This window comes from Pseudoalteromonas sp. (genome assembly GCF_041613455.1).
Classification (GTDB): domain Bacteria; phylum Pseudomonadota; class Gammaproteobacteria; order Enterobacterales; family Alteromonadaceae; genus Pseudoalteromonas.
The window spans coordinates 1-23127 of record NZ_JBFJHD010000017.1; the positions used below are offsets into that span (position 1 = coordinate 1).

General features: G+C 43.7%; 34 protein-coding genes. 30 read left to right on the plus strand and 4 right to left on the minus strand.

Translation table 11 applies throughout. The annotated features are described in order from the left end of the window. The first annotated feature begins 291 nt into the window (after positions 1-291). From ABYB02_RS03330 to ABYB02_RS03345, 4 genes are all read left to right on the plus strand, one after another. Positions 292-1530, plus strand: coding sequence for a tyrosine-type recombinase/integrase (locus ABYB02_RS03330; protein WP_372761043.1), 1239 nt, complete (start codon positions 292-294; stop codon positions 1528-1530). Positions 1531-1771: 241 nt separating this feature from the next. After that, positions 1772-2092 (plus strand): hypothetical protein, encoded by a 321-nt coding sequence (locus ABYB02_RS03335; RefSeq protein WP_169019558.1) that lies wholly within the window; start codon positions 1772-1774, stop codon positions 2090-2092. Between the two features lie 56 nt (positions 2093-2148). Continuing rightward, positions 2149-2274, plus strand: a complete 126-nt coding sequence (locus ABYB02_RS03340; RefSeq protein WP_372761044.1) for a hypothetical protein — start codon at positions 2149-2151, stop codon at positions 2272-2274. A gap of 122 nt (positions 2275-2396) precedes the next feature. After that, positions 2397-3935: a WYL domain-containing protein gene (locus ABYB02_RS03345; RefSeq protein WP_372761045.1), complete on the plus strand. Its 1539-nt coding sequence runs from the start codon at positions 2397-2399 to the stop codon at positions 3933-3935. A 47-nt stretch (positions 3936-3982) separates the two neighbouring features. Here ABYB02_RS03345 and ABYB02_RS03350 read toward each other — a convergent pair whose 3' ends face one another. Continuing rightward, on the minus strand, positions 3983-4603 hold the full coding sequence (locus ABYB02_RS03350; protein WP_372761046.1) for a LexA family protein: 621 nt from the start codon (positions 4601-4603) through the stop codon (positions 3983-3985). A 183-nt stretch (positions 4604-4786) separates the two neighbouring features. On the opposite strand from ABYB02_RS03350, the gene ABYB02_RS03355 reads away from it, so the two are divergent. From ABYB02_RS03355 to ABYB02_RS03405, 11 genes are all read left to right on the plus strand, one after another. Beyond that, on the plus strand, positions 4787-5005 hold the full coding sequence (locus ABYB02_RS03355; protein ID WP_372761047.1) for a YdaS family helix-turn-helix protein: 219 nt from the start codon (positions 4787-4789) through the stop codon (positions 5003-5005). Beyond that, positions 5002-5277: an AlpA family transcriptional regulator gene (locus ABYB02_RS03360; RefSeq protein WP_288987097.1), complete on the plus strand. Its 276-nt coding sequence runs from the start codon at positions 5002-5004 to the stop codon at positions 5275-5277. The genes ABYB02_RS03355 and ABYB02_RS03360 overlap by 4 nt, the downstream gene beginning before the upstream one ends. A gap of 10 nt (positions 5278-5287) precedes the next feature. Then, positions 5288-5533 carry a hypothetical protein gene (locus ABYB02_RS03365; protein ID WP_372761048.1) on the plus strand — a complete coding sequence of 82 codons (246 nt, stop codon included), beginning with the start codon at positions 5288-5290 and terminating at the stop codon, positions 5531-5533. 2 nt (positions 5534-5535) lie between these two features. Further along, positions 5536-5931, plus strand: a complete 396-nt coding sequence (locus ABYB02_RS03370) for a hypothetical protein (protein ID WP_372761049.1) — start codon at positions 5536-5538, stop codon at positions 5929-5931. Next, the gene (locus ABYB02_RS03375; protein ID WP_372761050.1) at positions 5928-6518 is read left to right on the plus strand and encodes an SAM-dependent methyltransferase; all 591 of its coding nucleotides are present in this window, start codon (positions 5928-5930) and stop codon (positions 6516-6518) included. The genes ABYB02_RS03370 and ABYB02_RS03375 overlap by 4 nt, the downstream gene beginning before the upstream one ends. Positions 6519-6550: 32 nt before the next feature. Then, positions 6551-6826 carry a hypothetical protein gene (locus ABYB02_RS03380; RefSeq protein WP_372761051.1) on the plus strand — a complete coding sequence of 92 codons (276 nt, stop codon included), beginning with the start codon at positions 6551-6553 and terminating at the stop codon, positions 6824-6826. A 4-nt stretch (positions 6827-6830) separates the two neighbouring features. Beyond that, positions 6831-9494, plus strand: a complete 2664-nt coding sequence (locus ABYB02_RS03385; RefSeq protein ID WP_372761052.1) for a replication endonuclease — start codon at positions 6831-6833, stop codon at positions 9492-9494. 8 nt (positions 9495-9502) lie between these two features. Beyond that, positions 9503-9769, plus strand: a complete 267-nt coding sequence (locus ABYB02_RS03390) for a hypothetical protein (RefSeq protein WP_372761053.1) — start codon at positions 9503-9505, stop codon at positions 9767-9769. After that, positions 9766-10053 (plus strand): hypothetical protein, encoded by a 288-nt coding sequence (locus ABYB02_RS03395; protein ID WP_372761054.1) that lies wholly within the window; start codon positions 9766-9768, stop codon positions 10051-10053. The genes ABYB02_RS03390 and ABYB02_RS03395 overlap by 4 nt, the downstream gene beginning before the upstream one ends. Next, a complete protein-coding gene (locus ABYB02_RS03400; RefSeq protein ID WP_372761055.1) occupies positions 10040-10438 on the plus strand; it encodes a hypothetical protein in 399 nt (132 codons plus the stop codon). The genes ABYB02_RS03395 and ABYB02_RS03400 overlap by 14 nt, the downstream gene beginning before the upstream one ends. A 214-nt stretch (positions 10439-10652) precedes the next feature. Next, complete coding sequence (locus ABYB02_RS03405; protein ID WP_372761056.1) at positions 10653-11024, plus strand: hypothetical protein; 372 nt, start codon at positions 10653-10655, stop codon at positions 11022-11024. Positions 11025-11085: 61 nt separating this feature from the next. Here the strand turns inward: ABYB02_RS03405 and ABYB02_RS03410 are convergent, their stop codons facing one another. Next, the gene (locus tag ABYB02_RS03410) at positions 11086-11331 is read right to left on the minus strand and encodes an ogr/Delta-like zinc finger family protein (protein WP_372761057.1); all 246 of its coding nucleotides are present in this window, start codon (positions 11329-11331) and stop codon (positions 11086-11088) included. Between the two features lie 142 nt (positions 11332-11473). Here ABYB02_RS03410 and ABYB02_RS03415 point away from each other — a divergent pair, with 142 nt between their 5' ends. After that, a complete protein-coding gene (locus tag ABYB02_RS03415; RefSeq protein ID WP_121953687.1) occupies positions 11474-11746 on the plus strand; it encodes a hypothetical protein in 273 nt (90 codons plus the stop codon). Here the strand turns inward: ABYB02_RS03415 and ABYB02_RS03420 are convergent. Together ABYB02_RS03420 and ABYB02_RS03425 are read right to left on the minus strand one after the other, a co-directional pair. Next, positions 11729-12769 (minus strand): phage portal protein, encoded by a 1041-nt coding sequence (locus ABYB02_RS03420; protein WP_372761058.1) that lies wholly within the window; start codon positions 12767-12769, stop codon positions 11729-11731. The genes ABYB02_RS03415 and ABYB02_RS03420 overlap by 18 nt on opposite strands. Next, on the minus strand, positions 12751-14529 hold the full coding sequence (locus ABYB02_RS03425) for a terminase large subunit domain-containing protein (RefSeq protein WP_372761059.1): 1779 nt from the start codon (positions 14527-14529) through the stop codon (positions 12751-12753). The genes ABYB02_RS03420 and ABYB02_RS03425 overlap by 19 nt, the downstream gene beginning before the upstream one ends. Before the next feature lie 194 nt (positions 14530-14723). Here ABYB02_RS03425 and ABYB02_RS03430 point away from each other — a divergent pair, with 194 nt between their 5' ends. The 14 genes from ABYB02_RS03430 to ABYB02_RS03495 all read left to right on the plus strand — a co-directional run bounded on the left by ABYB02_RS03430 (position 14724) and on the right by ABYB02_RS03495 (position 23089). Next, on the plus strand, positions 14724-15638 hold the full coding sequence (locus tag ABYB02_RS03430; RefSeq protein ID WP_372761060.1) for a GPO family capsid scaffolding protein: 915 nt from the start codon (positions 14724-14726) through the stop codon (positions 15636-15638). A 54-nt stretch (positions 15639-15692) separates the two neighbouring features. Next, on the plus strand, positions 15693-16706 hold the full coding sequence (locus ABYB02_RS03435) for a phage major capsid protein, P2 family (RefSeq protein WP_372761061.1): 1014 nt from the start codon (positions 15693-15695) through the stop codon (positions 16704-16706). A gap of 64 nt (positions 16707-16770) precedes the next feature. Then, the gene (locus tag ABYB02_RS03440; RefSeq protein WP_372761062.1) at positions 16771-17313 is read left to right on the plus strand and encodes a hypothetical protein; all 543 of its coding nucleotides are present in this window, start codon (positions 16771-16773) and stop codon (positions 17311-17313) included. Between the two features lie 47 nt (positions 17314-17360). After that, positions 17361-17975, plus strand: coding sequence for a phage terminase small subunit (gene gpM, locus ABYB02_RS03445; RefSeq protein WP_372761081.1), 615 nt, complete (start codon positions 17361-17363; stop codon positions 17973-17975). A 111-nt stretch (positions 17976-18086) separates the two neighbouring features. Beyond that, complete coding sequence (locus tag ABYB02_RS03450) at positions 18087-18536, plus strand: head completion/stabilization protein (protein ID WP_372761063.1); 450 nt, start codon at positions 18087-18089, stop codon at positions 18534-18536. Continuing rightward, on the plus strand, positions 18533-19015 hold the full coding sequence (locus tag ABYB02_RS03455) for a phage tail protein (RefSeq protein WP_197183036.1): 483 nt from the start codon (positions 18533-18535) through the stop codon (positions 19013-19015). The genes ABYB02_RS03450 and ABYB02_RS03455 overlap by 4 nt, the downstream gene beginning before the upstream one ends. After that, positions 19012-19668 (plus strand): hypothetical protein, encoded by a 657-nt coding sequence (locus tag ABYB02_RS03460; RefSeq protein WP_089368140.1) that lies wholly within the window; start codon positions 19012-19014, stop codon positions 19666-19668. The genes ABYB02_RS03455 and ABYB02_RS03460 overlap by 4 nt, the downstream gene beginning before the upstream one ends. 4 nt (positions 19669-19672) lie before the next feature. Beyond that, entirely contained in the window at positions 19673-20779 is a 1107-nt protein-coding gene (locus ABYB02_RS03465) for a DUF2586 domain-containing protein (RefSeq protein WP_372761064.1), read from the plus strand. A gap of 11 nt (positions 20780-20790) precedes the next feature. After that, positions 20791-21240: a phage protein gene (locus tag ABYB02_RS03470; RefSeq protein WP_372761065.1), complete on the plus strand. Its 450-nt coding sequence runs from the start codon at positions 20791-20793 to the stop codon at positions 21238-21240. 15 nt (positions 21241-21255) lie between these two features. After that, on the plus strand, positions 21256-21456 hold the full coding sequence (locus tag ABYB02_RS03475) for a TraR/DksA C4-type zinc finger protein (RefSeq protein WP_372761066.1): 201 nt from the start codon (positions 21256-21258) through the stop codon (positions 21454-21456). A 4-nt stretch (positions 21457-21460) separates the two neighbouring features. Further along, on the plus strand, positions 21461-22012 hold the full coding sequence (locus ABYB02_RS03480) for a pesticin C-terminus-like muramidase (protein WP_372761067.1): 552 nt from the start codon (positions 21461-21463) through the stop codon (positions 22010-22012). A 2-nt stretch (positions 22013-22014) separates the two neighbouring features. After that, positions 22015-22569: a hypothetical protein gene (locus ABYB02_RS03485; RefSeq protein WP_372761068.1), complete on the plus strand. Its 555-nt coding sequence runs from the start codon at positions 22015-22017 to the stop codon at positions 22567-22569. Next, positions 22566-22820 (plus strand): hypothetical protein, encoded by a 255-nt coding sequence (locus tag ABYB02_RS03490; protein WP_121953701.1) that lies wholly within the window; start codon positions 22566-22568, stop codon positions 22818-22820. Before ABYB02_RS03485 ends, ABYB02_RS03490 begins: the two co-directional genes overlap by 4 nt. Positions 22821-22822: 2 nt before the next feature. Further along, the gene (locus tag ABYB02_RS03495; protein WP_372761069.1) at positions 22823-23089 is read left to right on the plus strand and encodes a putative phage tail assembly chaperone; all 267 of its coding nucleotides are present in this window, start codon (positions 22823-22825) and stop codon (positions 23087-23089) included. The last annotated feature ends 38 nt before the right edge of the window (positions 23090-23127 follow it).

The following is a 23127-nucleotide window of genomic DNA, read 5'->3' on the forward strand; positions in this document are numbered from 1 at the left end:
AGTAAATATGAGTGTTATTGGCAGCGCGCATTGAGTGTACGCTGAATACAAAAATATAACGCTATTTATTTTAATGTACGGTTTTTTAAGGTTATTTTATTAATGTGTGAATTACTTGGCATGTCCGTTTTTTAGCATTTATGCTGTATTAACCTGTAGCAAAGCCCTTTAAGCATAAGGAATGTAAAGGTTAAAGGTGTTTATTCTGTCTCGTTCTGTTATTGTTATCTTGAACTAAACTGATACCAAAACTGTGACCCGTGTGTTGGTCACAGTTTCAAATGAGCAAAGATGAACTTTACAGACAAATCAATAAAAGCACTTAAAGCAAAAGAAAAACGCTACGTATTAACCGAGTCAGGTAATTATGGGGAAGGGCGTTTACAAGTAAGGGTTAGTGAATCGGGTGCTAAAACGTTTCGGGTTCAGTATCACATAAACGGTAAGCGCAAAGTAATAGGCCTTGGCAACTACCCAATTGTTGATCTGAAAAAAGCGCGCAGTAAGCATGCCAAAATAGCAGTTTTATTAAGTGATAATATCGACCCGCAAGAGCACCGCTTACAAAACGAAAAAGCCAAGTTTGAATCAGCAGCTAAAAAAACAATGCATCAAATGCTTGATGATTTTAACGTATACATAAGCACTCGCTGGGCAGAGTCAACCATCGACCGCACCGAAAAACTAATAAAGCGAAACCTCACCCCGTTTATAGCGCCCGACTTAATGCCCGACGAGTTCACAATAGATATGGCCCGCGACATTATTTACCGTGTTTATAACCGTGGGGCAAAAGAGCAAGCGCGACTGGTTCGCAGCGTATTAATGAGCATATTAAAATTCGCTATCGACTTTGATAACTCGCCAGAGCAATATAAAAAGCCCAGCCTTTACGACATTAAAACCAACTTCATAAGAGACATAAATTTTGAAACGCCAAAAAACACCGGCGACCGCTGGTTAAGCGAAGAAGAAATAAAAAAAGTATGGAATGCCGACGACCTGCCTTATTACACCCAGCAATACATAAAACTGGCATTATTGCTTGGTGGCCAACGAGTAAATGAGGTTTATGGCTCGTACGTAAGTGACTTTGACATAAAAAACAAAACATTCACCATTCCCGCAAGTAGAATAAAAGTAAAACAGCGGGGCGATCACATAGTGCCACTATGCGAAACCGCAATACCAATAATACAAGAACTCATGCAGCAACAGGGTAGCGCTGGGCAAATGTTCCCACATCGCGACAACCCCACAGCCACCGCTCACGTATCAACTATAAGAATGGCAATATTGCGATGGTGTGAAAAGAATGATGTGCTGCCATTTAACCCCCGAGACCTACGTCGAACCTGTAAAACCCTAATGGGTAAAGCGGGTGTCGATAAAATAAACCGCGACATCCTCCAACAACACAACAAGTTTGATGTATCAAGTGTGCATTATGATAGATATGACTACATGAAAGAGAAACGCCAAAGTATAGAAGTGTGGGAACAGTTTTTGCTTGATAATGTAGGCAAGTAAGGATTAATATCCTGTTCATAACTTGTGACTATAATTACTTTATGTAAAGTTATTTTATAATATATTTTTACAAAACTATTGCTAGTAACGAAAGCTTATGAGACTGTATTATCCGAATAAGACTAGATAAACAACAAAAAGTGACCAATAATTACATTGTACGATTGCTTACCAATAGCGCTGCATGTATAATTGCGCGCTCAAAATAAAAACAAACATTACAGCATTGGAAAGCAGTTAAATGGATGATGAAATACAGAAATTGTATCAATTGGTTTTTAAGGTAGCCAAGCATTTTTTAGAGCAGTTCGAATTGTTTTCAATTCAAGAATTAGCTGAGCACAATGAGCCAACTTATGAAGAGGTTGCCAAACGTGCAAAAAGACTAGCAGAAATTATCTCAGTATTTGCAGAACACGGGGATTGGAACAATGAAAGAGTTGTTCTTAACGCAAAACAAGCCGCTTTATATATGGAAAAGATGGCCCTAGCAATCTCCGAGAATAAAAACGAAGACTTAGCCCAAGCCGCTCAATGTCTTCAGAAAATGGATTTTATTTAATTAAACTATATACAACTTTAATGGAAAGTTGTTATTTCACTACAATGGAGAAGCTTATGAAACTAAATGATCTCGAAATGAAAAAGCTATTAAATGAAGCTTTTGAGTGTGCAAACACAATTGAGAAGTTACTTTCTTCTGTTGATGCAAAATTAGCTGAAAAGTCTAATAAAGCTGCATAGTAGTAAAGAAAGAATATAAAAGCCCGCTAACTAGCGGGCTTTTTTAATGGCTGTATAAATACACAGGTTGTTCAAACCTGAACAAAAACTTAATCTATAACATTAACCTAAAAGGAACTGTTATGGATTACAGCTATTATCAAAACGAAAACGGTAAATTCACTGCTAAAAAATTACCTACCACCAAAACAAACAGCGTAAAAATAAAAGATGATACTGACATAACAGGCCTTAAATATGCTCTCCAAGACGAAAACCCAAAGAACGTAAGCCAATTTAAAGCGCTACATGAAGAAGAATTCAGCAGTCATTACGACTATGAGCCAGAAGTAGACAGCTTTAAAGATATGGTGATGGCAAACAAAAATAAAGTACTGGGCGAAGACCTCTGGATTAAACTCTATTGGCATGAGCTCAGTATATTCATTAATGATATTGAAGACCTAGAGCTAGACGAAGAACCGCATAGTGTAAGTGACGATTTTGCAAAGCACTTATTAGACGTAAAAGTAGTCGAAGAAATGCAAGAGTTAGATTATAAGGACTGGGAAAGCTATTTATCTTCAATGAAGTTGCCAGATATTAAAGTGATAGCAAAACAAGCAGGCTTAAAAGTATCTAAAAATAAAGCGGAGTTAATCCACGAATTAATACTGCTTGAAGAACAAAGCAACGGCACATTAAAAAAGCCAAAACTAATTAAAGCATTACCACTAATGCTTGAGAAAATAAAAAACATACAACAAGTTTATATAAATGAAATTGAAAAAGGCTTAAAAGAATTTGAATATCCAGAAAAGTATAAAGCCGCTGTTTGGGTTTATGCTGCAGACTTCAACGAAGGTGATATAAGCGCCTTAGCAAAAGAAAAGCTGAGCGAATATAACCATATTTTAGAAGGAGACGAACAGGTTCTAGCATCCAATAAAGCTGCTTCAAACATAATTCATAATAGTGATCTAGGCCAACCAATAAATAACGAAGAGTCATGGATAGACGCTAAAACAAAGCACACACTTAAGCCGTCCATAAAAATCGCTTTTCAATACACAAATCACAACAAAGAACCATCAAACAGAGAGCTAAGACTAGATGCGATCATGTTCGATAATGGACTAACTTACTTTTATGGTTTTTGCTACAAAGCAAATGCCTCACGCACATTCAGAACAGACAGAATTGAAAAAGACATTGCCATTATTGAAACGGGTGAATTAATCAGCGTGCAGGATTTAATCAATCAGCAAATTGACGGGTTAAACAAACACAGCAACCCAGTTAAGAGCTCTTTAACACAATCGGTTATTCAAAAATCTAATGTGCAAAATACAGATAAAAGTAGCTTATTCAGCAAAAGACAAGATCAAACAAATGACAATGCACCTGAAAAACCAAGCACAAGCAGTATCGTTATTGGTTGGTTTTTAGGTATTTCCGCAATAGGTGGAGTAGGCTCTAATTTTGAGAAAAACGAATACCTAGCAGGAATGGTATGTTTTTTTGCGATACTCGTATTGATACCGCCAATACTAAATAAACTAAACGCCAAAAATAAAAAACTGGCAGAAGAAAAAGGAAAGTCTCACTCAAATTTAACGCAAAAGTCAGCAAATATATTTGGTTTAATCCTCATAATAATATCAGCTGTAATCGCCAGTTAAAAAACAGCCCGCAAACGCGGGCTTTTTTGTGCCTGGTGTTTAGTAAACTAAAACGACTTACCGGCAAATATAACCTTACCCACCAATGTACAATTACCATTAATTGGTATTAATTGCTCAGGCCAGTTGGGGTTGGCGGCTTTTAGAAACTTTTGGCCGCTTTCAATAATTAGCTGCTTAAAGGTCGCTTCGTTATTATCGTCTAGGCGCGCGACAACGTACGAACCGTGGATACACTCGGCTTCAGGGTCTACAAATATTAAATCACCGTCATAAAATTTAGGTTCCATGCTCACGCCTTGTACTTTTAGTGCAAAGGTTAGGTCGCTGCAATTTACGGGGCACATAAAGCGCTCTGCATCGTAGGCTTTAATTTCAGTTATTTCAGACCATGCGCCAGCTTGCACCCAACTAATTAACGGCACCGCCGCTTTAAGTGTTGGGCCCGGTGCAACATTACTGTTTTCGTTTTCACCAATTCCAAAGCGTAAATACTCGGGAGTGCACTGCAATGCACGGGCTAAAGCTTCAATATTACGCGGGTTTTTAGTTCCACCTTTTTCTAGTCTCTGTATTGCTGTTTGAGCAATCCCCACTAAATCAGCGAGTTCGTATTGAGTAAGTCCTAGCTCTTTACGACGTTTTTTAACTCTATCTGCGATATCCATATAAATTCCCTTTATTTATTTTTATAACTTTAAGTGATTATGTTCGGAAGATTATCACAGCTTTATGTTATCTCAGTCAAATAAGCAAAACTTATATTTTGATAACATAATGTTTTAAATTGAGTTGACAATAACATTATTGGATCATAGGATAAGTAAAAGTTATATTTTAAGAGGTTTTTTATGTCTGCAATTGAAAAAGCAGTTTGCCTAATTGGTGGGCAAACAAAATTAGCAAAATATTTAGGGACTACCCAAACAGCGGTTTTTTACTGGATTAACCGCCACGGCCAAGCCCCAGCGAAATACATCCCGCGTATTTCAGAACTAACCAACGGCCAAGTATCGGTATATGAGCTACTAGCCGACCACGTTAAAACCGACAAGGAGAGTGCAGCATGAGCCAATTAATCGCAGCCGATCATTACCGCCGCAATGTACGCGGCGAGGTAGTGACAATAAACGACCGCTATTTACGCCCAGCCGATGTGGCACAAAAGTGCGGAATGCACCGTTCATCGTTATACCGGCTGATGGATAAAGGGCAGTTTCCTAAAACCCATAAAATATCGAGCGGCCGTGTTGTGTGGCTTGAAGCCGATATTGAAGAGTTTATGCGTTTAGGCAGCGAGAAGTTTCAAGAGATTTACGGCAATAAGCAAGTTAATAACTAGGAGCAGGGCAATGGATGCATACAACACATTTAGTCGCGAAAAGTTAAGCAGTTTTAAAACATTAGCAGAGCAATGCCGCTATTTATTGAGCTGCAAAATTACCGCAGCAGCCAGCGGCAACACGCTACAAGCGCGCGTTGGTGACTTTGCATTACCCGTTTTTTGTAATGGCGACGAGTACCAAACAATACAAAAAGCGGTGTACTGGTTAAAAACACAAGCAGCCAACTATTTAAACGCAGCAAAAGGGGCATAACCATGGCAAACGCATTAGCTAAAAACCACACACAACCCGCACCACTTAAAGCTGTTGAGGGGCGCCACATACCAAAAGGCCTAGCAGAAATAAAAGCCCTACTAGGCAGTGAGCGCCACACGCCAGAATACGTGTATACCAAAGTGCTAAGCGAGCAAGAGCGCACATTAGTGTGTTTTGCAGCAGGCCTAAAGCGCCACCATTTAGAAAGCGGCTTTGCTAATTTTGATGCAGATACTCGCTTAAAAATTCACAAGGCTATTTTGCAAATGGAGCAATTAGTAAAAGCATTTACCGATGCTAACGCCATGGCCCCCGCTAAGTTTTTACAAAACGCCCCGCGCGTTGAAGCCAGCACTAACTATTCACATTTAACTATTAAAAAGGCGCAAGCATGAGCTCAACTAATCGCGGAACGGCGCGCAATGCAGATGATTACTACGTAACACCGCATTGGCTAATAGAAGACTTTTTAGCAGCGTTTGCTGAAAATAACATTTTGGTTTGTTCACCAGATGAAAACCCAAGAGTACTCGACCCAAGCGCCGGCGGCTGTGAGCAATACCCAATGAGCTACCCAACAGTATTAGAGCAAGAGGGTTTTACAGTTGAAAGCTGGGATATACGTGAAGACTCACGCGCTAATTTAACAGGCGTTAACTTTTTAAACGTGCCTAGTTATGAATCACGCAAATACGACATGATCATCACAAACCCACCCTTTAACCAAGCGCAAGCGTTTACCGAGCACGCGCTCGAAATGGTTAAAGAGGGCGGTTTAGTGATTATGCTGCAACGCCTTAATTGGTTGGGTAGCCAAAAGCGCAAACCCATGTGGCAAAGCTTACCGCTTGCGGCCGTTTATGTTCACAGTAAGCGCCCAGGCTTTGACCCCGCAAAACCAAGTAAAACCGACTCAACCGAATACGCTCACTTTGTATTTTGCAAAGGCTACGAGCTAGCCCCTGAATTATTTGTAATTTAACAACCAATAACAACACCCAAAGGATTACTGAAATGAACGCTATCAAAGACCAAGATCTATCTAAAAAACAGTTAATACTCAATATTGTTTTACACGCCATTGAGCAAGCTAATTTTACTATTCGCAATTTAAACAAGCGCAGCACCGTTGGCATGCTAATGCAGTGCGAAGACACGCTAACCGACTTACTACCAATCGTAAAATTAATTGCCGACGACGACGTTAATTTTGAGCAAGTTTACAGCCAAATGAGCATTGCATTAAATGCCGTACAAATTGGTGGCGAGCCAATGGAAATAGAGCTGTAACGCCGTGGTCAACCCGCAAGCAATTGACCTAAACGCCCTTAGACTATCTGGCATAGCTAAGGGTTTAATTTCGTCTATAAGCGATGTTGACGACCGCAACTTTTTAGCGCGCGGCCTGCAAAATGTGCCCGTGCCGCTGCAAAGCCGTATGGCCCGTAAATACATAGACCGCTACAACCAAAAAAAAGCAGGCAGTGAATACCGCGCCAACACATGGTTGCGCCGTACCATTGCGCGCCTAAAACCGCGCTTTGGTGTGCTGTTTAGTATTACTCAAAATATGCCATTGCCATGGCATATTTTAAGCAGTATTGAAAAAACCAAAAAACACGCAGGCACACTCGCTATGGAGTGCGTGCAAATAACGCTTGATGTAAGCGAAGAAAACCAACACCTACCGTACGAAAAAATAATATCGTTGACCTACGATGCAATAGCAACTCATGCAAAAGCGGTAGGCGCAAACGTACCATTTTACGCCATGCGCGATGAAAACTTACCCACCGAGTGCTACGAAATTGCTTTGCTAAAAATGCAGTGCGATAAGTGGTGGGCTCGCCAATTAAAAACGCTACGCCGCCAGTTTTTAGAGTTACTAGAAATTGCCACAGGCCAAGTAGGCAAAGATTTATACCACGATAAAAAAAGCAACAAATTTAAACGCCGTGGTGTTAGCCCGTATTCGTCAAAGCAGGCGCAACGCGAATTTAACTTTGCCCAAGCAAGTGGTCGCCAGTTCCTAGAAATGATGGAATTACAAAGCAGCGACGGCGACGTAATAGATTTAATTGAAGCAGTTAAAAGCGGCATGGCAAACCCCGCCAACCGCCGCAACGAATTAATGCTACGCATACGCGAAACCGAAGAGCTGGCCGACGAAATGGGCTATGTAGGTGTGTTTTACACTATTACGTGCCCGTCGCGTTTTCATGCTAATTCAAGCAAATGGAATGGCGAAACTCCCAAAGACGCACAAAACTATTTAACTCAAACATGGGCGCGTGCTCGCTCTAAGCTAAACCGCCGTGGCCTTAAGTATTTTGGTGTGCGCGTGGTAGAACCCCATGCCGACGGCTGCCCACACTGGCACATGATGTTATTTATGCCAAAAAACAAAGTGCAAGAAGTAAACGCCATTTTACGCTGGTACTTTATTCAAGAAGATAAAACAGAGCTATACGACTATTACGGCCCTGTGCAAACCCGCGCCAAAGTGGTTACCGAATGGGTGAATATAAACACCCATGGCGTGCACGTTAAAACCGTTGAAAAGTGCGTCAGCTATCGCGCAGGCACTAAAAAAAGCGAGCTGTTTAAAACCTACAAACAAAAGCGCCGTGAGTGGGGCCTTAAAAAAAGCCAAGGCAAAAAAGCCAAAGCGCCTAGTAAGTTTTATCGCACATTTAGCCCGCGCTTTGACGCCATTAAAATGGATAAAAGCAAAGGCAGTGCGGCCAGCTACATTGCTAAATACATCAGTAAAAATATTGATGGCTACCAATTAAACGACCATGAAGATGCCGAAACAGGCGAAAACCTGCAAGAGCAAGCTAACCCCGTTTTAGCTTGGGCTAGTACGTGGAATATTCGCCAGTTTCAGTTTCAGGGCTCGCCAAGCGTTACCGTTTACCGCGAGTTGCGCCGCATGCGCACCGCAGTGAATGACGAGGTAATAGAGCCCATTCGCCACGCTGCTGACGCGGCAAACTGGAAAGACTATGTAAAACTCCAAGGCGGCATGTGTATTGGCCGCGCTGCTAACTTTAAATCAATGTACGAAATTACACCGCAGGGTAACGACTACGCCGAAGTAGTGCGGCGTATTAAGGGCGTGCTTACTAATACAGATTACAAAGCGGTGCTTAAGCGCAGTCTTGAAAACGTGCACAACGTAATTGCAAGCACCAGCTTAAAAACGCGCCTTATCGAATGGACAAGGCAACTCAAAGGCACAGCCGAAAAACTCAACGCTAAGGATAACACCAACGTCGGCGCAGCCGACCTATCTTGGACTAGTGGGAATAATCGTACGCCTTACTCAGTAGGGCATACAGACGCATTATTGCTAAATATGATCGGTTTTACTTCAAAAGAGATCATTAACGTTAAAAAGGATCTGTTAGCGGGTAAGCGGGTTAGAAATAACGGCCATATTTACTTAATAAAAGACGGCCATTTAGTGGTACTGGATGAAGCAGCGCAGCAAAAAGAGCATCGCCAACACGCTATTGACTATATAGCCAACAGCGAAGCGCAAAAACACGCCCCAACTAACGAACAAACCGCCGCTAAATGTAAAAACAAGCTTAGCGACTTTAGCCCTGCGCAAATAAAAGCTTTAAACCAAGGCGGCAACGTGATCAGCGGCAACCGTGTTTACTACATGCAAGAGCGCGAGCTACACAGCTTTGAGCAACTAAACATGCAAGCGCCAAAATCGGCTATTAAACCAACCCCAACCGAAAAACATTTTGCATACGCTCGCGAGCTTTACGACCTAGCGCACATGTATGCAGAGCTTGACGGGCGTAACACCCCATCAAATACCAAATTTAATAAACACACGGCCGACATTATCGGCGACTTAGATTTAGCTAGATTAGTACTAGCTGGTGAAGCATCAGCAATCAGCAGTAACGATTGGTGGGCACTAGACTTAATGGCGTAGGAGAAAATATGACTATTCAAATTTCAAAGGTACTCATGCCAAGGGCATGTATTAGTTGCCAGGCATTTTGCCCAAAAGGTTTTGCAGATGATCAGCACAGCCCGTTTATTGCTAAATTCGATAAGCCCGCGCCTAAAACCCAATACGGCCAGTGCGGTAAAACCAATAACAGCGTTTTTGCTACCGAAATTTGCACCGGTTATCAGCAAGAGCCTAACGCCAACGTATTTACAGTAACTAACAGACCACAACCAAAACAGCAGGTGACATTATGAATACTCACTCAGCAGCAGAAAAAATGCTTTCAACCGGGTTATTTTATACCGCAGGAATGCTAGGCCATGCCTTTGGCGAGTCGCTAAAAGATGGCAACCGCAGTATTGAAAATATTAAAAAGAACTCACGCTACGAAATTATTGAAGAAAACGACCTAGTGAGCAAAATTAAAGTCGTCGCTATTGATGGCCGCAGAGTCACTATTGACCAGTTACAAAACACCGCATTGCTATTTAAGCGTCCAAGCTTATTGGTTGGAGGGCAAGCGCATGGCCACAGGTAAGGTAAAAGCGGGTGACGTTTTCAATAATTGGACAGTATTAAACGAAGACCGCCGCAACCGAGGGGTGCAGCATTTTATGTGTAAATGCGTATGCGGCACTACTCGCGTAGTACGCAAAGATAATTTAGGTCATGTCCAGGGCTGCGGTTGCGAGCGAAAAGAATATAAATTTCGCACCGGGCAAATAAAAACAACAGCAAAGCCAAGCACTAAAAAAGCGCGAATTGTTTCACCAAAAGCAGTAAGCGCACCGGCTAAAATGCCGCACCACGAAAACCAAGAGCCGCGCCCGCAACACCAGCAGCGCAGCAAATCAAAACGCGAGCTGCTAGAAGAACGCTTAATGCAAATGCAGTTAGAAAAAGAATTAAGCGAATTATGGTGATCAATGAAACCAAACGTTAAACGCCGCAACTGGGTGTATCACTCAGTTGTTAAACCAAAGCAAAGCGAGCAGAAAAATGAAACAAAAAACAGCATTGATGTGGGTATTAAGAGGTTTTTACTTACAAATCGGCTTTACCTTGTCAGCAGCGGTTTATGAGTTAACCAAACTCGCTGCAAACATTTTATTTTATTAACCAAAAAGGAAACGCACTATGCACCAACAAAATAAACCACTCGATAAAGGCCGCGTAGCCTGTATTGCTGAAAAATACCAGCAAGGAAACACCACCAAAAACCGCTACGCCACATTAGGCCGTGCCACTAAATGGCCCAGCAACAACCAAGGCGGCAGCGACAGTATTGAAATAGAACTCGACACTATGCCAATAAATCAACAAGGCCCGTTAAAACTATATATATTTTGGGAAAGCGAAAGCCAGCAAAGCCAAGCGCACAATAACCAGCCACAAAACCACCAAAACCAAAGCCAAGGTTATGCGCCAGCACAATACCAAGGGCAGTATGATCAGCAGCAAAACGCGCCGCAACAAAACCAGACACAATATAGCCAGCACCGACAGTAAACAGCGCCAACAAAAAAGCCCGTATTAAACGGGCTTTTTAATGCGTGAAATAAAGTAAAGACTATAGCCCAACTAATTCCAATTGTTGTTCGCGAGGTAGGCTTTTAATAAGTGCGGCGGCTAATTGTTGCGTGCTTTGTACCGGAGGGTTTAAGAAGTGATCAAACGATTGGGTAATACGAAACGTCGCCCCGCATTGTTTTGTATTAGTACACGAGCAATATAAATTTACTACGTGAGCGCTTTGCGTTTCACGCGATGTAATCGTAGCTTTAGCTTCGCAATTTGGACAAGTAACACGCGCCATAATATTCACCAATCGTTAATAAAGTACACTGTCATTATATACAGTGCTTTTATGCATAACAAATAAGCATTTACAAATAGTAGCAATATACCTAAAATAAATTAATTATCACTTAAGTGATAAGTAATTTAAGGGTTTTAGCATGCAATATTTGTTTAAAGGGTCACAAAGCCAAGAGCGATTAGATTGGTTATTCGCCATGTGCAAAATTAAAAGTGCCGACATAAAAGCCGCCGCAAGTGATCACCTGGTTAAAGGCATGAGCAAAACCCATGCAGCACTGTTAAATAACGTACCCGCGCCAAATTTAACGCGAGCATTAAAAACCTTAAATACCTATGCCGGATTAGTCGAAAAAATAAAAGCGCACGATGCGCAGCATAGCAAGTTTTACGCTTTACGCGCTGGGCTCTAAATCAAAATTTAGCTGTAACTTACTGCCAATTTCAGGATCCCTTGCTACTTCATCACTCATTAATTTAATAAGCGGTTTAGTCTCATTTTTAAAATACATGGCATCGTATTTAGTCGGGTCGCCAAGGCCTGCATTGTTAGCCGGAATAATACCCGCCAAGCCAGGCGGAAAGCGGTGGGCGTTTAATATATCTTGCGCCGATACGTTTTTAACGTTCATAAACTCGTCTTTACTTTCAAAATTACCCACAGGGATTATTTGTAAGCCCTTTTCTTTACCGTTGGGTATGTTTACAAACAACGAGCGAAAGTTACCCACGCCTTTACTGTCTTGTATTTTTTCTTTTATATCGTCTTCAACGTCGGGGTCTAAGTTCGGGTCGGTCGCGTACATAATAAAACCCATGTGCGCGCCGTTTAAAAAGTATTTGCGGCGGAACAAAGTAGCGTCTTCATTTAATAAAGTAGCCTGCAAACCGCCCAAGTAATCGGCCAAACCATACACTTGCTGCACTGGGTCATACTGGCGAACCCAAATAATGTCGCGCTTTTTATATTTTTTAACTTGGCTGTTTCGCTCAAGTACCACCGCGCCGCCATCACCAGCAACACGGGTACGGTAACTAGGCAGCGGAAACAACCTTACAACTTGCCCAAAGCCATTACGTATTTTTAAAATTGCCACATCGCCAAATTGCACCAAATTTAAAAAGCCCGCCTGTACTTGCTGCGCACTCATACCGCCAGATATAAAACGCCCAGCAGCCATATTTGCACGGCTGTGTACTATGCCACCGTGCTGCGCATTACGGCGGGGTAAGTTAGCCAATAAATGCCGGTCAACTGGCGGCTCCCAGTAATTATCCATATCGTTATAAAATAGCGAGTCGTAATCGGTTAGCCACATGTCGGGCATAACTTGTTCGGGCAAGCCAAACACAACGGGCGCATTTTGCTTACCTTGCTGATCGTGCGGCTGGTCTGTTAGTTGCTCAGCGTTTTGGTTTAATTCTGCATTGTCCATCGTGATTTTCTCTTATGTGCGTGGTTAAGTGGTTCGTTAATAACAGCGTGGCTAATAGCAAAAAATACGTCTGCATGGCCTATGGTGTTATCGCGGCTCGCTTTAAACGTTATAGCACCGCCCGAGTCGGTACTGGTGCGGCGTATTGAAAGGCAGCTCATAGCAATGTCTTTATGTTGGGCGTCCCACTCCAAACGGCCGCCCTCAATAAGGTCTATCATTTTAAGTACTAAGCGGGTTTTGCTGCTTACGCTGTAATGTATGGCTGTAGCTTCGCGCGGGTATAACGTGCTTATAGAGTCAAACACCCCCGCGCCAATGCCTGTTGTATCTACACCAATATAAGTAACGCGGTATTTAGCGTATATTTTTTGAATTTCGCTAACGTGGTGCGAAAAGTTCATACCGCGCCAATAGTGCTTTTCGAGTATTCTAAATTTTTCACCGGCTTTTTCGGGCGGGGCAACTACCACTAATGCAGCGTTATCGCGGGTGCGCGATGGGTCATACCCCAGCCATACCTCGCGGTTACCAAAAGGTTGTGCGGCATTGGGTTTGTGATCCTGCCAGCGGGTGGCATCCACCATGGCTTTTTCAAGGTCGCTGAATTTAAATATACTGTCGGCATCGTCCACAAATATGCACATAAACAAGTTATTAAAATCATCGGCGTTGTATTCGTCGCGCAGCTCTTCAATGTCGAACAACTCACAGCCACCGCGCAGCGCATCCTCAATAGTAACTACATAGCGCCATTGTTTATCGGGGCACAGCCTGCCGTTATCGCGTAATTCTACAAACGTGGGGAACTCAATTTCTTCGCGCTCAGCGCGGCCTTGTCGCCAGTGATCACCAGTCCAAAATGTATACGCAGGGTGGGCTTTAGTAGAAGGGGTCGAAAAATACGTTTTACGCCACTTTTTGTGCGTGGCCATAGCGCTGGCAAGTTTATTAAGCTCGTTAAACTTACCAATCCAAAAATACTCATCTACATACACATGGCCATGGTAACTTTGCGCCGTTTTACTATTGGTGCTTAAAAACCGCAGCTCAGCATCACCATGTTTAGTGTGCAAAGTAATTGGGTTACCGGTTAGCTCTATTTCAAAAAATTCATGCGCAATAGCAATAATATAACTGCGAAACACCTCAGCTTGTGAGCGGCTAGCCGACAAAAATATTTGTGGGTCGCCCGTTAAAACCGCATCTTTAAACGCTTCACCCGCAAAATAATACGTTGCCCCAATTTGGCGGCTTTTTAAAATATTACGAATACGTTGATGCAAGTTGTCGTGCATCGTTTTTTGGTATTCAAACAGCGAATCGAACCAAGTACCAAAGTCCTCTTCGGTTAAATGGCTAACATCGTTTTTACGCTTACGGCCTTTGCTTTTACCCCCTTCGCTATTATTGTTTTTGTTACCGCCTTTATTAGTGCTTGGTGGTTCGTTAGCCTGGGCTGCTTTTTTAGCTTGATCAACACGCTGCTTTTTAAGCTTAACGTGCTTTTCTATCAGCATGTCGAGCTCTTTTATTTGATTGCCTGTTTTGTCGCTAACATCGGTAAGTATTAAAATGCGCCGCGCAATGGCTTCATCTACGTCTTCTTCGCGCAGCATATCGCGCCAATTGTATTTATCGGCCCAATAGTAAATTACACGGTTGTTTGGTAACGCCAGTTCTGCGCGTATTTCGTCGGGCGTGTGGTGGCGTAAATAAAGCCGCTTAGCGGCTTCGCGAATTTCAGAAGAGTAGGCCATTTAGTATTACAATATGCTCATAAAAATGATAACTGCGTACAGTGTATTCATTTACAACAAGCTTATAACCGCTTAAAAATACTCACGTTTCCTAAAAACCCAATATAGGAATTTGCAAAAAGCTAACTAGGTGAACACGCCTTTTTTTATGGCTATGCTGCGTTTAAATATTCAGTAACGCACACGGCAAACTAATGGCAAAGCAAACAGGTTGGGTAATTGCAGCAACAGAAGGCGCAACGGTAGACGGTCGCATTATTTCAAAAGAATGGATTAATCAAATGGCCGCATCGTATTCAGTTGACGAATACACAGCACTTATTTGGCCAGAACATTTCCGCTCAAGCTGGGGCCCAACCGAGGGTAAAAACTGGGGCCAAGTTGACGAAGTAAAAGCCGCTAAAAAAGACGGTAAATTACGCCTGTTTGTAAAAATCACCGCTAACGACTACCTACTAGCTGCCAACAAAGACGGCCAAAAGCTGTTTATGTCTATTGAGCCAAACCCCGACTACAAAAGCGAAGGCCGTTGCTACCTACAAGGCCTTGCCGTTACCGACTCGCCAGCCAGTTCAGGCACCAGCCGCCTAAAATTCTCTATTGGTGATAACGAAGCCGATCACGAATATAGCCAACTTGAAGCGCTAACACACAGTGACTTTATTACCACCAATAGCGAGACAGTTACCCCAAATAGCAAACAAGCCAAAGCGCAAAGCTTAATGGCGCAACTATTTAGTTTATTTTCTAGCGATCAGCAGCCAGCAGATCAAGAGCCATCCACCGAGGAAGAACCCATGAACAAAGAACAGTTTGATGCCCTAATGGGCAAGGTTGAAGGATTAGATGCCAAGGTGACTGACCTTGAAACTAAATTCAGCAAGCCAGCAGAAAAACCAGAAGTTAAGCCAGAGCCAACACCAGAGCCAGAAATTAACCCAGAGCCAGCAACAGGCGTAACCGCTGAGCAATTTAGCCAGCTAATGGAAAAAATGGACGGCTTTGGCAAAAAAGTAGACGGCATGCAAACCAAATTTAACGCCCTAAGCCAAGAGCAAAAAGGCCAAGAGCCAGACCCAGTAGGCGGCGAAACCATAAGCCTGGTTTAACCAAAAACTAAACCACGTTTACCTTTATTAATGCATAACAGAGCGAGATAACGCATGCACTTAAATCAAACAGCCGCTGGGTTTTTAAAAACATACTCAACGCAAGTCGCAAAATCATTTGGTGTAGAAGACGCATCACACAAGTTTGCCATTTCCGACCCAATGGAAACTAAACTGCGCGCCGCGCTTTTAGAGTCGGTCGAATTTTTACGCATGATCACCACCATGCAAGTAGACCAAATTAAAGGCCAAGTTGTAAAAGTAGGTAACTACGGCCTTGCAACAGGTCGCAAAGCAGGTGGTCGTTTTACATCAAGCCAAGGTGTTGCTGGCCACGGTTACGAGCTAACCGAAACCGATTCATGTTCAGCAACAACATGGGCGCTGTTATCTACATGGGCCAATGCCGGTAATTTAAATCAGTTTATGAAGCTGATTAACGAAAACGCCACGCTGCGCTTTGCACTCGACATGCTACGCGTTGGCTTTAATGGTGTATCGGCTGCCGCAACATCAGACCCTGATACTAACCCAAATGGTGAAGACGTAAACAAAGGCTGGCATCAAATTGTTAAAGAAAAAGCGGCCGAGCAAATTGTAACCGACCCTATCTTTTTCGACCCAGCGGGTGGCGGCGACTACAAAACCCTAGACGCCATTGTGACCGAGCTTAAAAACACGCTTATTCACCCATCATTACGTAACGACCCGCGCTTAGTGGTGCTAGTTGGTAACGACCTAACGGCCACCGCGCAAACGCACATGATGAACCAAGCCGACAAGCCAAGCGAAAAAGTGGCCGCACAGCAAATGGATAAAAACATTGGTGGCATGCGCGCATATACGCCGCCGTTCTTCCCGGGCAAACGCATTGCAGTAACTATTTTAAGCAACTTGCATATTTATACGCAAAAAGGCACAGCGCACCGCAAAGCCAAAGACGAAGAAGACCGCAAGCAATACGAAAACTCGTACTGGCGTAACGAAGGCTACGCAGTTGAAGAGTTTGAAGCGTACGCAGCAGTTGACGAAGCAGCCGTAACAATTGGCCCTAACCCAGCGCCATAGTGACCACAAATGCTAGGCCTAACCGCCTAGCATTTAACCATATTATTAAAAATAGGATAGAGCCATGAGCGCCATTGCTAATTTTAAAAAACGCAAGCTAGCAGAAAAAGCTAAAAGCAACGCAACAACGGGTGATGCACAAATCACTATAACGCCAGCAAACACCGCGCTTAAATTACTCGCGCAGTTACTGGGTTGCGACGAATCAAAAGCCATTGAAACAGCGCAAGAATACGTTGACCAAAACATTCATTTTTTTAATGTAAACATGAGTGTTGATCCTGCAGCGCCAGGCGAAGAAAAAACAGATATTTCAAACGTTGAACATGCAACCGACCAGCTAAACGCCAGCATTGAACATGTTAGCGATGCCGCCGCAACAATTGCCAATAGCGCCGAGCAAACAACCAGCGCCGCTAGCAATATCGAAAGTGCAGCAGATAAAGCCAGCGATGCCGCCAGCGACCTAGCTTACCAAGCCGATGACATTAACAACGCAAATAGCGACTTGGCCGAAACGGTAAAAGAGCTAAAAAAGCCGTCGGCGGCGCCAAAATCCTCCAATTCAAAGAGCAAAACCAAGCAAAAAAACAGCTCGAAAAAGTAAGCGTAACGGGTTCAGGGCAGTACGCCCCAAGCCTACATTTACAGCTCATTGAATTAGAAGACGACTTAAAACGGTTAAAAGGTTTTGCGCGCCGCATCGACAAAATAACCTATAAACGCGACGTGCTATTACCCAAGTGGTTACCCATTGTTGAGCAGCATTTAGCAAACATAAAAGAAGGAAAGCCCAATGACAACCCGATTTTTGCTTACTGCACTGTTTGGCTATTTGATATTAACGACCTTGGCCGTGGCCTTGAGTTTGCTTTTACAGCCATTGAGCTCAATCAGCCCATGGCTAACAGCATACGCCGCAAGTGGCCTGGTTTTATTGCCGACACTGTTTTTGATTGGGCGCAAACCCAAGCAGAAAAAGGCAGCAGTATTGAACCGTATTTTGGCCAAGTGTTCAGCAACGTTGCGAACCATTGGAAATTACCTGAGCAAGTTACAGCTAAGTACTACAAGTTTGCGGGCCTTGCGTTACTGCGCAGCAAAAATGGCGACATTAGCCCGTCAACCGTTGGCGACGTGCAAAGGCTACAGCAAGCCGACGGCTACTTAGCCAAAGCAGCAGAGCTACATAAACACGCACAAGTAAAAACAGTACGAAACAAAATAGCCATGAGATTAAGAGCCATTGCCGAGCTAAACGCCCAGTAATAGCCATTACTCCCAACCCTCCAGTGCACTAGCCGAGTGTTTTAACGGGCGACCGTTAAAAAACCACTAAGACGCTAACTGCACTGAACCCAAATTATTAAGGTATGCGGTATGTCATTTGGATTTGAAGCAACAGCACAAAACAGCATTGAAATAGATGCTGCAAGCGGCTGGCCAGCGCTAAGCACTGGCGAGTTTCGCGATCATCGCCGCATACCAGAGTTTTTTGAAGAAACCGTACTAGCCGACTCGCTCAACCGCAGCGTGCTCGAAATACAACAACAACTGCTTAAATACATTGCGAAAGAAAACACGGACGTTGCTTTCACCCAAACAAACGGCGTGCCTAACTTTAGCCCCAGCCAGCAAAGCGTTTACCGTGGTGCCGTGTATGCACGTTCGCACTCAGATTTAATGGGGTATTTTTCATCGGTAGACCAAAAAGCCGCAGGAAATAACAAAGCCGACGATGTTGAACAACAAAACGCAATACTTGCGCAATCAAACCGTAGCATTCGTTTATTGCTTGGCCTTGGCCGCGCAGGAGTGCAATTGCTATGAGCCAAACAATTACCCAATTGCAGCAACTAACCAGCTTTTTATTGCAAAGCCTAAAAGGTGCAATACACACCAATAATTTAGACGCATGGCAAGAGCGCGGCACACTAATAATAAGCGGCGAAGACAAAGGCCAAGACGGTTACGCAGTAGCAAAGTGGAAACACACAGCGGTTATAGCAATCGAAGATTTTCCGCACCGCAAAGTAAACCCATACAACTTACTAGCAATGGTGAGCGCCTTTTTAATAGATAGCGACTGGCCACGTGACGAATACGGCCTTGATGACCCCGAAATAGACATTGACGTAGTAAGCAAAGACAACGCAACAGTGCTAATCGACGTGCAACTAATTGACGACATCGAGCTAATACCCGCCGACAACGGCCCCGTATTATTTAACGGTGCACGTTATTACGTATCGCTAGCCCCAATTAGCATAGCCGAAGACGTAGACGTAAATATTAAGGGCCAATCATGAGCTTAGTGATCACCCCAAATAGTAAACAAGCACTCAGTGCAAAACAGCAATTGCAGCTATTGGCATTGCCTAGTACTAAACGCATTCGCTTACTTAAAACGCTTGGCCGATACGAGCGCAAATTAGCGCGCCAACGCATACGCGCGCAAACCACGCTAACCGGCACTAAGTTTGCCCCGCGTGCAAATGGCAAAAAAGGCAAAATGCTTAAACGCATGGGTAAAACATTAGAACCCTACGTAAAAGCCACTAATCGCTTAGAGCTAAAACATAAAAACGCCCTAACCGGACGAGTAGCCGCGCTGCAACAACAAGGCGGCAGCGAAAAAATGACCGCCGCCCGTATGGCCCGTATTCATGGCAAGCCAGATTACAAAGCACCATGCACCCGCAGCCAAGCTAAAGCGTTATCGGCCGAAGGGTACAAAGTACGTAAAACCAAAGGTAAAGGCTACCGACGCGCAACCATAAAAGAAATTATGGCAAGCCTTAATCACGGCAAAGCGACCTTAATTTTAAGCAAATTACGCGGCGAAAAATCACGTAATAGCTGGAGCATACCCGTTAAAGCCCGCCCATTTTTAGGCGACACACCGCAAAACGTGCAAGCGCAATTAGCACAAATTTTAAATAACCTTAATAAACGAGGATAAACTAATGTCACTAGGTAAAGTGCAAGTTAATAACTTAAATTTGGGGCAGGGTGACATTAGTGCCATCGAACGCCACTTTTTATTTATAGGCCGCGCAGGTGATGCAGCCGAAGAAAGCCAATTGTTTAGCATTGGCGCGCAAACCGACTTAAGCAAAACATTTGCCGATAGCCCACTGCGCGATCAGCTTATTGCAGCGCAAAAAAATGCAGGCCAAAACTGGACGGCAGCGGTTTACCCACTAGCCGAAGCCGAGACCATTATTGACGCAATTGACCGCGCCAACGAAGTACAAAGCTTTGAAATGGTAGTTGTATGTAACGAGCAAAAAACCAGCGCCGAAATTACCACTATTCATGATCACCTAGAATCGTTAAAAGCCACATTAGGCCGTTTTGTATCTGCATTAATTGCAGTGCCAGGCATAGATGTTGCCACGCAAACATGGCCCGCTTATGAAGCCGCAACCGTTGCACTGCAAGCAGGTATTGCCGCGCACTTAGTAGTACCTGTACCACAATTACACGGCAATAACGTAGGCGTATTAGCAGGGCGATTATGCGACCGCAGCGTAAGTATTGCCGACAGCCCAATGCGCGTAGCCACTGGCAGCGTACTTGGCCTAGGCGCAGCACCGGTTGACAGCGAAAGCGAACCACTATCGCTAGCCACACTAAAAACTCTAGCCAATGCCCGCATGAGCGTGCCGCAGTGGTATAGCGATTTTGAAGGCACTTATTGGAGCGACGCCCAAACGCTAGACGCAGAAGGCGGCGACTACCAATACCTAGAGCACCTACGCCCAGTGCATAAAGCCAGCCGCGAAGTGCGCGTATTAGCCATTCGCCGTGTAGCAAACCGCGCCCTTAACTCAACGCCAAACAGCATTGAGCTAAACAAAGCGTATTTTATGAAACCGCTACGCGCCATGAGCAAAAGCACCACTATTTTAGGTACCCAGTTCCCCGGTGAAATACAGCCGCCAATTGAAGGCGATATTTCAATTGTATGGACCACCAATAAAACCGTGGTTATTTACATGGTACTGCGCCCATACAACAGCCCTAAAGAAATCACCGTCAACATAATGCTTGATTTAAGCAGCAACTAGGAGCACTCAACATGCGTTTATCTGGAATGAATTTTAACGTGAACTTGGGCGACATTATGCTGCAAGTTGACACCGCATCATTAGCTATTACCGACAACAGCTCAGTAAGCCAAACGGGCGGCGTACCCGATGGTTTTGTAGATGGCGACGTATCGGCCAGCGGCGAACTATCGCTTAACGCCAGCAACTTTAACTTAATTTCAGAAGCGGCAAAAAGCGCCGGTTCGTGGCGCGGCATGCAAACGTTCGACATTTTGTTTTATGCCAAAACCAGCAAAGACGAAATGAAAGTAGAAGCCTTTGGTTGCCGCATTAAGTTAAGCGACATTTTAGACATAGACAAAAAAGGCGGCAGCGCCAGCTTGTTTAAAATACCGTTTGATGTAACAAGCCCCGACTTTGTAAATATCAACGGTGTGCCGTACCTGCGCAGCGAAGAAATTGAAAACATAGTGCAATAAAAAGGCAGTTAGTAAATGGATGATCTAGACCACCTAGTAATTGCACAGGAACGCGCTGAAAAACGTTTTGTTGATCAGCGTCTAAACGGACTTAAAAACAGCCGTGTTATTAGTGCAACGGAATGCATTGATTGCGGCGACCCAATACCCAAAGCGCGGCAAAAAGCCATAAAAGGTGTGCAGCGCTGTGTACCGTGCCAATCGTTAAGCGAGTAGCAAAATGACCAATATCAAAGTGAATTACAGCTTTATTTCAGAACTAGAAGGTGGCGCGCAATTAAACGGCTATGTGCCCGATGCAGCCAATTCTAAATCTGGAGTAACCATTGCCACTGGCTTTGATATTGGCCAATGCGACGAAGCCGCATTGAAATACTTATTGCCCGAATTTATTGCTAATAAATTAAAGCGTTTTTGCTTATTAAAAGGCGAGCAAGCATTAAAAGCATGTAAGCAAAACCCGCTTAACATTAACGAAAATGAAGCAACCATTATTGATTTATGCGTTAAGCAGCAATCAACCGATTACCTAGTTGCTACTTACAACAAGCATTCAGCCATTAAGTTTGAGCAACTGCCAGAACCTATGCAAACCGTTATTGCGTCGGTGGCATTTCAATATGGCAATTTAGCAAAGCGTTGTCCTAACTTTTGGCGCACGGCCATAACCCAAAACACGCAAGACATGATTGACGAACTGGTTAACTTTGGCGACCGATACACAACGCGCCGCTGGCGTGAAGCTACTTACTTAAAACAAGCGGAGTACTGATCATGGAATGGCAAAAAATTGCAAACACAGTAGGCGGTATCGCTGGCGCAGTAGCACCTTTATTAAGTGGCCCTGTAGGTTTGGCGGTAAGTATTGGCAGCCAAATAGCGGGTGCATTAGGTACAGATAACACACCACAAGCCGTAGCCGCCGAGCTAAAAAACAACCCTGATGCAGCGCTTAAGTTGCAACAGTGGGCACACCAAGAACGTGAGCAAATACGCCAGGCTAATATTGAGCTGCAAAAAATTGCACTTGAACAATACAAAACGGATTTAAACGACCGCCAAAATGCACGAACCGAAAATAAAGATCATTGGATGCCGTCAACGCTCACCATATTACTGTTTATTTTATTTTCGGCGGTATTAGGTGCGTTGTTTTATGGCCCCGACATTGAACGAAACCGCGACCTTATTGTGTATCTGGTTGGCAACTTGTTTGTGCTACTGGCCAACGCTGCCGCTTTTTGGCTTAGTGCTACCAAAGGTTCAAATGATAAAGACAAAATAATGGCGTTAATGCAAAAAACAGCAGGACAAGGAGTAGCCAAGTGAAAGAAGTAGCCGACTGGATAATGGTCGCCATTGCATTTATTAGCCTAGTGCTAACTGTATTAGTGCCGCTGTTAGTGAGCCTATTTAACGCCCACAAAGCAACGGCCAAAGAGCTAAGCGACCACAAAACCCATGTGGCCGAAACGTACGCCACCAAAACCGATTTTGAAAAATTAACTGATCGTATGGAAAGCCGCATTAAAGACGGATTTGAAACACTCGAAAAACTATTAACCAAATCTAAGGAATAACCATGAAACAAACAATTACATTAACCATCGCAGGCACAGACTTTAAATTTAACATGACAGTGCAAGATCACAGCGACTTTGTAGACTCGGTAGCGCGTGGCGGCTCAATGACCGCAGCATCACACAACATGGTTATGCGCACTATTACCGACGAGCAAAAACCAGAACTTAAAAAAGTACTTGAAAGCTCGCCAGGCTCAGAACTGCAAATAGCATCAATGCTTAAAACAGAGTTTTCGCCAGTGCTGGAAATTGCCGTAAAAAAATAGAAGGGCTGATTGATTCAATCGACTCGAATCAGCTAGAG